We start from the raw sequence: 9,253 nt of genomic DNA on the forward strand, positions 1-9,253 counted from the left end.
CGGGCGGCCTCCCGGCTCTTCAACCGCAAGGGCGTCGAGGCCACCTCGATCGATGAGATCGCTGCCGAAGTCGGGGCCACCAAGGGCGCCGTCTACCACTACCTGGCCGACAAGCCCGACCTCGTGGCGCGCTGCTTCCGCCGCGCCTTCAATCTCTCGGACCGCATCCTGCAGGCCGTGGAGCTGTCGGGCGGCACGGCCATGCAGCGGAACCTCGCCGGCGTGGCGCTGCTGGTCGAGGCCAACCTCGACGACGAGTTCTGCCCGCTCGCGCCGCTGGCCGGTGTCGAAGCCCTGCCGGCCGATGCGCGGGACGAGATCATGGCCCGGGTCCGGGCCCTCGAGCAGGGCTATCCCGAAGTGGCGCGCGAGGGCCTGAAGGACGGCTCGGTGCGCGACGTGGACCTCACCGCTGTCGCCCAGGCCATGGCCGGCGCCTTCGGCTGGCTGCACAAGTGGTGGCGGCCGGACCTCGCGGCGAAGGAGACGGTGATCGCCGAGCACGTGCGCCTGCTGGCGCAGGGTCTGGGAGCGCGCGCATGACGGTGCAGGGTGATGTGGCGCGCGGCTTCGAGCCGGTCCGCGACGCCTTCGCGGCGAACTTCGAACGCACGGGCGACTACGCCGAGGTGGGCGCGGCGCTCTGCGTCTACCGGCGGGGCGAAATGGTCGTCGACCTCTGGGGCGGGCATGCGGACGCTGCCCGATCGAAGCCCTGGGCGGTCGATACCCTGGTCAACGTCTGGTCCACCACCAAGACCGCCACGGCCGTCGCCGTCGCCCGCTGCGTGGACTCGGGCCTCATCGCCTACGACCAGCCGGTGTCCGACGTCTGGCCCGAGTTCGCCCAGGCCGGGAAGGGCGCGATCACCGTCGCCCAGGTCATGTCGCACCAGGCGGGCCTGCCGGGCTTCGTGGAGCCCACGACCCTGGACGACCTCTACGACTGGGACCTCGTCACCGGCCGCCTCGCCGCCCAGGCGCCGGTGTTCGAGCCCGGCGACCTGAGCAGCTACCACGCGGCCACCTACGGCTTCCTGGCGGGCGAGATCGTGCGGCGGGTGGCGGGTCGGACGGTCGGGACCCTGCTGCGCGAGGACGTCTTCGGGCCGCTCGCCGCCGATTTCCACATCGGCCTGCTAGCGTCGGAAGACGCGCGCGTGGCCGAGCTTATCGCGGCCGACAATCCAGCCGTCGTGCCGCTGGACCAGCTGCCGCTGCCTGTGCGGCTGGGACTCTCCAACCCTGCCCAAGACCCGGCGCGGGTGAACACCCGAGCCTGGCGCGCCGCCGAGCTGCCGGCGCTCAACGGGCACGCCAGCGCCCACGGTGTCGCGCGGCTGTGCGCGGCGCTCGCGGAGGGCGGCGCTCTCGACGGCGCGCGGATCCTGTCGCCGGCGACCCTGTCGCGGATGACCGCCATCGCCTCCGATCGCGATGACCTTCTGCTGGGCTTCAATCCGCAGTGGGGCATGGGCGTGATCCACAACCTGATCGGCGTGTACGGCCCCAACCCGCGCACGTTCGGCCACTCCGGCTGGGGCGGCTCGTTCGGCTGCGCCGATCCAGACGCGCGTGTCGCGATCGGCTACGTGATGAACCACATGGGCCCCGAACTGGTCGGCGACCCGCGCGGCAAGGGTCTGGCGGACATGCTCTACGCCTGCCTCGGCTAGCGTTGGACCATACTCAACCGCGCCCAACTCACCGCTCATCCCGGCAAATGCCGGGACCCAGATCTCGAAGCTGGGCGGTGGATGGTATGGCTCGCTAGGCGAGGGCGGGGTCCGCGCGCGCCTCGCCGTGCAGCCAGGGCGCGAACGAGATCCCCACGATCACGCCTTCGGGCGCCTGCAGGCGGGCCACCACCTGCCCCCAGGGCTCGGTCTTGGCGCCGTGGATCATCGTGTGCCCACGGCCGGCGAGCTCATCCGCCGCCGCCTGGACGCCCGCTTCCGTGGCCACCTCGAACTCGACGCAGGCCTGCGGCGTGGGCCGGTCCGCCGGCCACTCGCGGACGCCGAAACAGGCCTCCGCCGCCTGCGCCAGCGGCCAGACGCCGAAGTGCTTCGCCCCGTCGAGGGCCTCGGTGAAGAAGTAGTCGTCGTCGCCGTGCCTGGTCAGCGGCAGGCCGAGGGCGTCCAGGTAGAGCTTCCGGCTCTCAGCCGGGACGGCCGCGATCACCGCGAAGCTCGAGACATAGAGCACGTCCATCGGGGCCTCCCTGTCTGGGGAGGCCGAGACTAGGCGGCGACGCCGAGGGCCGCCAGCGCCCGGTCCTTCACCGCCTTGTAGTCGACCTTGCCGTTGGGGGCGCGGCCGATGCTCTCCACGACGACCAGCTCCCGCGGCGCCTTGTAGCCGGCGAGCTGCGCGTGGACGTGCTGCGACAGCTCCGCCAGCGTCGGCGCGGCGCCGGTCTCGGGCTCGACCACGGCGCAGATGCGCTCGCCGAAGCGGGCGTCGGGCACGCCCACGACCACGGCGTCGCGCACCGTCGGATGCCGCTTCAGGGCCTCTTCGACCTCCTCGGGGAAGACCTTCTCGCCGCCGGTGTTGATGCAGACCGAACCGCGGCCCAGGAGCTTCAGGGTTCCGTCAGTGTTCACCTCGGCCCAGTCGCCGGGCACGCTCCAGCGGACGCCCTCCATGACCTTGAAGGTCTTCGCGGTCTTCTCCTCGTCCTTGTAGTAGCCGAGCGGCAGGAAGCCGGTGACGGCCACCAAGCCGCGCTCGCCGGAACCCGGCTGAACCCGCGTGCCGTCCTCGCGGAAGACGCCTGTGTTCGGCCCCAGCATGAACGCCGCCGTCTGGGCCTCCATGCCGGCCGCCGAGGCCGACGCGCCCAGGCCCACCGCCTCGGACGAACCGAAGCTGTCGGCGATCATCGCCTGCGGGATGTGGCCGAGCAGGCCCTTCTTGTTCTCGTAGCTCCACATCGAGCCCGACGAGCTCATCGCCCGGACGCTGGAGAGGTCCCACCTGCCCGGGTTGGCGTCGAGCGCCTCCAGCATCGGCGTGGAGAAGGCGAGGCCCACGATCACGATGTTGGTGACCTTCAGCCGCTCGACCTCGTTCCACAGCTCGATGGCGTTGAATTTGCGCGAGGGCAGCACGCAGACCGTGCCGCCGCCGTTGAACGCGATGAACGCCGAGAACTGGCCGGTGCCGTGCATCAGCGGCGCGGCGGTCATCATGGTGGCCCGCAGGTGCTCCGGGCCATGGATGCGGTCGATCAGCTCGGCGATCGACGTGGCCGGCGGGATGCCCAGCGCGGCGTTGCCGCCCGCGCCCAGCACCTGGAACAGGTCGTCCTGGCGCCACATCACGCCCTTGGGCATGCCGGTGGTGCCGCCGGTGTAGAGCAGCAGCAGGTCGTCGCCCGACACGCCCCAGGGGGCGCGGACTGGCCGTTGGGCGGGGACCTTGGCGACGATGGCGTCGTAGTCGTCGGCCCACGCTGGGACCGGATGGCCCGGCTCGGCCACCGCGACCCAGGCCTTCACCTTGGGCAACTGCGGCCGGATCTTCTCGAGGAGCTCCGTGAAGCCGGCGTGGAACACCACCGCCTCGGCGTCGGCGTTGTCGAAGAGGTAGCGCACCTCCTCGGGGCCGTAGCGGTAGTTGGTGTTCACGGGGGCATAGCCGCCCTTGAAGGCCGCGAAGTAGGCCTCGAGGTACTCCGGCCCGTTGTAGAGGTAGGCCGCCACCTTGGCCTGGTGGCCCAGGCCCTTGGCGATGAAGTGGGCGGCCAGCGCGTCCGAGCGGGCGTCGAATTCGGCCCAGCTGATCACGCGGTCGGCCTGCACCAGCGCCGGCGTGTCCGGCTGGCTCGCCGCGATCGCCTCCCAAACGTCCGCCAGGGTCCAAGCCATCCGATACGCCTCCCAACACTCTGTCTTTTGTCGTTGGAGGGAAATTGGAGGCTTGCCGCGGGGGTAAGTCAAACGATGGAGACTTGCCTCCCCCGCGAAGCGGCGCGCGGGGGACCAGTCGCCGAGCGCAGCGAAGAGCGGCTGGTGGAGGGGACGAGCTTCAGGCTCGGCGGACCGACGGCGCTGTTTTGGATTCAGTTGAGGAGGCTCGCCCCCTCCACCACGCGCTCTTCGGCGTGCGGTCCCCCTCCCGCCCCTTGGCGGGGGAGGTAAAAGGAAGGATCAGACCGGCAACGCGGTCGTGTACTTGATCTGCTCCATGGCGAACGCCGAGGAGACATCGGACAGCGGTACGGCGCCGATCAGGCGCTTGTAGAAGGCGTCGTAGGCGGCGATGTCCTTCACCAGCACCTTCAAGAGGTAGTCGGTGTCGCCGGACAGCCGGTAGAACTCGACCACTTCGGGCATCCCCGACGCGGCCTTGGCGAAGGCGTCCAGCCATTCCTGGTCGTGGTGGCTGGTCTTGATCGAGACGAAGACCACCAAGGCCAAGTCCAGCTTCTCGCGCGCCAGCAGGGCCACACGGCGGGTGATGACGCCGGCGTCGGTGAGGCGCTTCACCCGTTTCCAGCAGGGCGTCTGCGAGAGGCCCACGTGCAGGGCGAGGTCCGCGATCGGCACGGTCGCATCGCGCTGCAGTTCGCGCAGGATGCGCCGGTCGATGGGGTCCAGAACAAATTCCATGGCCAAGCCCTTCCGTGGAGAACGGAATTCTACAGAAGGGCAAGCCTGTGGCTAGGCTTCTGACTTGCGCCGGACTTGCAGCCCGCTCGGGTCCACAGCCATGCCGTGCACCTGCATGTTGTGGCTGTGGGCCAGCTGGTGCAGCGCGAAGGCGGTGTTCATGGCGCTCGCGCGGCCCTGGGCGTCCTCGGCGGCGTTGACGGCTTCCTTGGCGAGCTTGAGCGCGAACAGGGGCTTGGTGGCGATCCGCTTCGCGAGATCGAGCGTGAACTCGGCAAGCTCGTCGGCGGGGACGACGTGGTTAACCATGCCGAGCGAGCGCGCCTCCTGGGCGGTCAGCCAGTCGGCGGTGAACAGGAGCTCCTTGGCCTTGCGCGGCCCCAGCTCCCACGGATGGCCGAAATACTCGACGCCGCCCACGCCCATGCCGACCGTGTTGTCGCTGAACAGGGCGTCGTGCGAGGCGATGATCAGGTCGCAGGGCCAGGCCAGCATCAGCCCGCCCGAGATGCACTTGCCCTGCACCTGGGCGATGGTGGGCTTAGGGATGTTGCGCCAGCGCTCGGAGAGCCCGAGGTAGATCTCCTTCTCCCGCGCCATCCGGCCCTCGGCGCCCGCGCAGCCGAAGCCGCACCAGGTCCCCACCACGTCGAAGGGCGCCATCTGCTCGGCGATCGAGCCGCCCTCGCGCAGGTCGTGGCCGGACGAGAAGTGGGGGCCGTTGGCCGCCAGGATGATCACCTTCACCCCGTCGTCCTGCGCCGCGCGGTCGAACGCCGCGTTCAGGGCGTAGAGCAGACCGGTGTCCTGGGCGTTGCGGCTGTCGGGCCTGTTCAGGACGATGCGCACGATGTGCTCGGCCGGGCTCTCGTAGAGGATCGGCGTCTCGGCGGTCATGGGTCGGCCCTCCCGTTGTGGGGGACGCTAGCAACCTGCCGTCGCGGCGGGCTAGCGCGAAGTCTCGGATGTTAGAACCGCGAACGAACGCGAAAGCACGCGAGCGGGCCCTGTCGGGAGCGGGGTCCTCGGCAGTTGCGGGCTGTTCGCGTGTTTTCGCGTCCGTTCGCGGTTCGAAATGACGGCGCGTCGTCAGGAGGTGTCGACGAGGCGCAGGGCGCCGCCGGCGAGGAGGGCGGCGCGGCCGGCGAGCCTTGCGGCCTGGGGCCGGAGCGCGGGGATCGCGGCCAGCGCCGGGGTGCGGGAGACGACGGTGAGGTCGCGGGCGATGCGCGCGATGCAGACCTCGGGGTCGCCGTCGGCCTGTTCGAGGTCGAGGGGTTCGGCGCGTGTGGCGAAGCGCTCGTTCCAGTCGGGGCGCTCGTAGTCGTTCCAGTCGGCGCGTTCGGTCTGGGGCCGCGGCGTGGATGGCGGTGTAGTGGCCTCGGCTCGCGCAGGGCGCTCGGCCGCGACGGTTCCGGCGGCGAAGCGGGCCCGGAGCGCCAGGGACTGGCGGACGCCGCGGCCGACCTGGCGGAACGCCGTGGCCAGGGCGATGAGCGTATCGGTTTCCGTGGTCGCAAGCGTGACGGCGTGCAACTGGCGGGCCATGCCCATGCCGAGTTCGGCAAGTTCCAGGAGGAGGGCTTCCTCGCGCGCGGTGTCGGTCGCGGTCGACATGAACAAAACAAGAACATAGTTGGCGGGGGAAGTCAAGTTTCCGCGAGATTCCCCACCCAGGATCGTCATGGCCGGCCTTGTGCCGGCCACCCAGAAGCACCGGAGTCCGTTGGCTCGCTGTGGCGCGGCCGTGGTCGGCTTGAAGCGACTGCGTGTCCGGGTGGTCGGCACAAGGCCGGCCATGACGTTCGGATGTCGCCTCCTAGTGCTCGGTCGGCGGCGGGCCCTGGAGCGGCGCGGGCTTGGCGAACGGGACGATGAGCAGCGCGGCGGCGAAGAGCAGGGCCATCAGGAGGTAGGTGTCGGCGAAGGCCAGGGTCAGGGCCTCACGGCCCAGCACCCGGCCGAGGATCGCCTCGGCGGTCTGCAGGGCGCGGGCGGCGTCCGGTGTCCACTGCTGGGCCATCTGCGTCAGCCCGCGGATCATCTCGGCGGCGCGGTCGGGCTGTTCGCCCATGGCGGCGGAGAGCCGGGTGGCGTGCTCGCGCGTGAAGTCGATCAGCCAGGTGTTCACGACGGCGATGCCGATCGCTCCCCCCAAGTTGCGCATCAGGTTGAACAGGCCCGAGGCGTAGCGCAGCTGCTCCGGCGGCACGCCGTTCAGCGCCATGCCCACCGCCGGCACGATGCACAGCAGCATGGCCAGCCCGCGCATCACCTGCGGCCAGAACAGGTCCCAGAAGCCCCACTCGGGCGTGATGTTGGAGAACATCCAGAGCGAGACGGCGAACATCGAGAAGCCGACGGCGATCACGTAGCGGGCGTCGACCAGGGTGGAGAGCCGCGCGGCGATGGGGGCGGTGACGGTCATGGCGACGCCGGTCACGAAGACGGTGGTCCCGATGTCCAGGCTGGAGAACTCGCGCACGCGGCCCAGGTAGACCGGCGTCAGGTAGGTGGCCGCGTAAAGGCCGAAGCCGATCACCAGGTTCAGCACGCAGGCCATGGCGAAGGTGGGCCGCAGGAACGGCGTGAGCTTCACGACGGGCATGGTCGAGAAGAAGGTGCGCTCGAAGAAGACGACCGCGCCCACGACCGAGACCCAGGCGGCGGTCAGCACCGCGTCGTCGTTGAACCACTCGTGCCGCGGGCCTTCCTCCAGCACGTACTGCAGCCCGCCCAGGAACACCGCCAGGGAGGCCACGTGCAGCCAGTCGATGCGCCGCAGCATCTGCGGGCTGGCGGAGTCGACCTTGCCGAGCAGCGGGAAGAGCAGGGTGACGGCAACGCCCGGCACGATGTTCATGAAGAACAGCCAGCGCCAGTCGACGTACTCGGTGATCAGGCCGCCCACCGTGGGGCCTAGCGTGGGGGCGAGCGTCGAGACCATGCCCAGGATCGCCGGCACCGCGGCCCGCTTCGGCCCCTCGAACATCGCAAAGCCGGTGGCGAAGACCAGTGGCACCATGGCGCCGCCGGTGAAGCCCTGCAGCGCCCGGAAGGCGATCATCGAGTTGATGTCCCAAGCCAGGCCGCACAGCAGGCTGGAGACCGTGAAGAGGCCGGCCGAGAGGGTGAAGAGCCAGCGGGTCGACAGCGCCTGGCTGAGGAAGGCGGCCAGGGGGATCATCACGATCTCGGCCATGAGGTAGGCCGTCTGCACCCAGGCGATCTCGTCCGGACCGGCGTTGAGGCCCGCCTGGATGGAGTTCAGCGAGGCGGCGACGATCTGGATGTCGAGCAGCGCCATGAACTGGCCGAACGCCATGATCGCGAAGATCAGCAGCTTGCGGCGTTCGGTGAGGGCTGCGGGCCCGGCGGGCGGGGCGCCTGCGACAGCGGATGCGGCGGTCATGGTCTTGCGCTCCGGGCTCAGGCGCTTAATATGATGGACATCATATAAAGGCGGACATCGCCATGCGCTATAGCGACACGCACAAGGAAGAGACCCGGCAGAAGGTGGTCAGCGCCGCGGCCGCCGCCGTCCGCGCCAAGGGGCCGGAAGGCGTAGGCGTGGCCGAGATCATGGCCGGGGCGGGGCTGACCCACGGCGGCTTCTACGCCCACTTCGCCTCGAAGGAAGCGCTGGTGGCGGCGGCCGTCGAGGAGGCGTTCCGCGAGAGCCGCGAGCGGTTCATCCGGCTGACGGCCGGGCTGGATGGTCCGCAGGCGTTCTGCGCCTTCGTCGACTCCTACGTCTCCATGACGCACCGGGCGCGGCCGGACGGCGGCTGCCCGATTGTGATGCTGTCCAGCGACCTGCCGCGTCAGGGCGAGGCGGTGCGCGCGGTGTTCCAGGGCGGCGTCCAGCGCCTGATCGCGCGGCTGGCGGCCTGGCTGCCCACGGGCGGCGAGGACGAGCGCCTGCGGCTCGCCGCCTCGCTGCTGGCCGAGATGGCCGGCGCGGTCTCGCTGTCCCGGGCCATGTCGGACGACGAAGCTGCCGAGCGGCTGCTGGCCGACGCGCGCCACAGCATCAAGACCCGGGCCGGAGTGCTCCCATGAACGCCGTCACCCACGATCCGCTGGCCATCGCCGCCGCCGCGCCCGTCAAGCCGAAGCGCAAGCTGCCGCCCCGCGGCGTCCTGGTGCTGGGCGCCGCCCTGGTCGTCGGCGGCGCCGGCTACGGCTACATCCACGCCGCCAAGGGCTCGGCCACGACCGACAACGCCTATGTGAAGACCGACGTCACCGTGGTGGCGCCCCGCGTTCGCGGCCACGTGGCCCAGGTTCTGGTGGCCGACAACCAGCCGGTGAGGGCCGGACAGGTGCTGGTGCGGCTGGATCTCGACGAGTACGCCGCCCGCGTCGCCGCGGCCGAGGGCGATGTCGCGCTGGCCGACGCCGCGGTCGCGGCCGCCCAGGCGGCGCTGGGCCGGCTCGCCACCGACGAGGCGGTGGCCGCCGCCCAGGTCCGCGAGGCCGAGACCGGCATCCGCGCCGCCGACGCCGAGGTGGCCCGCGCCCGCGCCGACTGGGGCCGCTACGAGGCGCTCCTGAAGACCGGCTACGCCCCACGCCGCGACGCCGACCGGGTCGAGACCCAGGCCGTGGCCGCCGCGGCGCTGGACCTCGCG

Annotated in this window: 10 protein-coding genes; 4 read left to right on the top strand and 6 right to left on the bottom strand. The window is 70.8% G+C overall.

Translation table 11 applies throughout. The features are described 5' to 3' along the window. A partial coding sequence (locus VGD44_RS25880; protein WP_331091582.1) for a TetR/AcrR family transcriptional regulator occupies positions 1-543 on the top strand: 543 nt, incomplete at its 5' end. Then, the gene (locus VGD44_RS25885) at positions 540-1,676 is read left to right on the top strand and encodes a serine hydrolase domain-containing protein (protein WP_331091584.1); all 1,137 of its coding nucleotides are present in this window, start codon (positions 540-542) and stop codon (positions 1,674-1,676) included. The genes VGD44_RS25880 and VGD44_RS25885, both read left to right, overlap by 4 nt. A gap of 94 nt (positions 1,677-1,770) precedes the next feature. Here VGD44_RS25885 and VGD44_RS25890 read toward each other — a convergent pair whose 3' ends face one another. From VGD44_RS25890 to VGD44_RS25915, 6 genes are all read right to left on the bottom strand, one after another. After that, entirely contained in the window at positions 1,771-2,214 is a 444-nt protein-coding gene (locus tag VGD44_RS25890; protein ID WP_331091586.1) for a VOC family protein, read from the bottom strand. A 29-nt stretch (positions 2,215-2,243) separates the two neighbouring features. Next, the gene (locus VGD44_RS25895) at positions 2,244-3,875 is read right to left on the bottom strand and encodes an acyl-CoA synthetase (RefSeq protein ID WP_331091588.1); all 1,632 of its coding nucleotides are present in this window, start codon (positions 3,873-3,875) and stop codon (positions 2,244-2,246) included. A 282-nt stretch (positions 3,876-4,157) separates the two neighbouring features. Further along, the gene (locus tag VGD44_RS25900) at positions 4,158-4,619 is read right to left on the bottom strand and encodes an Lrp/AsnC family transcriptional regulator (RefSeq protein WP_331091589.1); all 462 of its coding nucleotides are present in this window, start codon (positions 4,617-4,619) and stop codon (positions 4,158-4,160) included. Between the two features lie 51 nt (positions 4,620-4,670). After that, positions 4,671-5,516, bottom strand: a complete 846-nt coding sequence (locus VGD44_RS25905; protein ID WP_331091592.1) for an enoyl-CoA hydratase — start codon at positions 5,514-5,516, stop codon at positions 4,671-4,673. A 192-nt stretch (positions 5,517-5,708) separates the two neighbouring features. Continuing rightward, entirely contained in the window at positions 5,709-6,236 is a 528-nt protein-coding gene (locus VGD44_RS25910) for a hypothetical protein (protein ID WP_331091594.1), read from the bottom strand. 202 nt (positions 6,237-6,438) lie between these two features. Continuing rightward, the gene (locus VGD44_RS25915; protein ID WP_331091596.1) at positions 6,439-8,031 is read right to left on the bottom strand and encodes a DHA2 family efflux MFS transporter permease subunit; all 1,593 of its coding nucleotides are present in this window, start codon (positions 8,029-8,031) and stop codon (positions 6,439-6,441) included. 62 nt (positions 8,032-8,093) lie between these two features. On the opposite strand from VGD44_RS25915, the gene VGD44_RS25920 reads away from it, so the two are divergent. Next, positions 8,094-8,681, top strand: a complete 588-nt coding sequence (locus tag VGD44_RS25920; RefSeq protein ID WP_331091598.1) for a TetR/AcrR family transcriptional regulator — start codon at positions 8,094-8,096, stop codon at positions 8,679-8,681. Continuing rightward, on the top strand, positions 8,678-9,253 hold a 576-nt coding region (locus VGD44_RS25925), incomplete at its 3' end, for an HlyD family secretion protein (protein ID WP_331091600.1). The genes VGD44_RS25920 and VGD44_RS25925, both read left to right, overlap by 4 nt.

The sequence above is a fragment of the Phenylobacterium sp. genome, from assembly GCF_036402295.1.
In the GTDB taxonomy this organism is placed as follows: domain Bacteria; phylum Pseudomonadota; class Alphaproteobacteria; order Caulobacterales; family Caulobacteraceae; genus Phenylobacterium.